The 582-nt window shown below is 81.4% G+C and carries 2 pseudogenes; one reads left to right on the top strand and one right to left on the bottom strand.

Annotation, left to right across the window (positions count from 1 at the left end):
* A pseudogene (locus tag NOD94_RS41260) lies at window positions 1-268 on the bottom strand (hypothetical protein); the annotation flags it as partial.
* Between the two features lie 106 nt (window positions 269-374).
* On the opposite strand from NOD94_RS41260, the pseudogene NOD94_RS41265 reads away from it, so the two are divergent.
* Window positions 375-582, top strand: a pseudogene (locus NOD94_RS41265) (RNA polymerase subunit sigma-24); the annotation flags it as partial.

The raw sequence follows: 582 nt of genomic DNA on the forward strand, positions 1-582 counted from the left end.
CGGGCGACTCCGCGGGCGGGGGCGTCGTACCCGGCTCGGGCGCCGGGTCGGTTCCGCTGGTGCCCGGGACCGTCGGCGGCTCGGGGACCACGGGGGTCGGGGTCGAGGACACCGCCGGCTTGGCCGGTGCCTCTTCCTCCCCCGAGGTCAGGGCCAGGCCGATCACCGTGCCGAGCGCGGCGACCGTCAGTACCCCGGCCGCGGCGAGCAGCACGGTCTTGCGGCGGGATCCCGGCTCGGCCCCCGGGGCGGGGGCGGGTACGGGCACGGCGGCGGGGGTGGGCTTGGTCAGCGGCGGGAACGCGTCCTCGAAGACCTCGGACAGGGTCGCCGGGGCCGGGCCGGTGGCCGGGGCCGCGCCGCGGATGACGGGCGTGACCCGAGTGGTGGCCTCCGCCCGGGGCGAAGCGGCCGGCGGCGTGGCCGCGGCCGGTATCGCGGCCGGTATCGCGGCCGGCGCGGCGGAGGCTCCGGAGGTCAGGGCCGGTCTGGGGGCCGGCGCGGGCACCGCCTTCGGCGTCGGCGCGGCGAACGGGCTCGGCGTCGGGGCCGCCGCGGTCCCGGGCAGGGCGACGGTGGCGG

It is taken from the genome of Streptomyces sp. Isolate_45 (assembly GCF_024721315.2).
GTDB lineage: Bacteria > Actinomycetota > Actinomycetes > Streptomycetales > Streptomycetaceae > Streptomyces.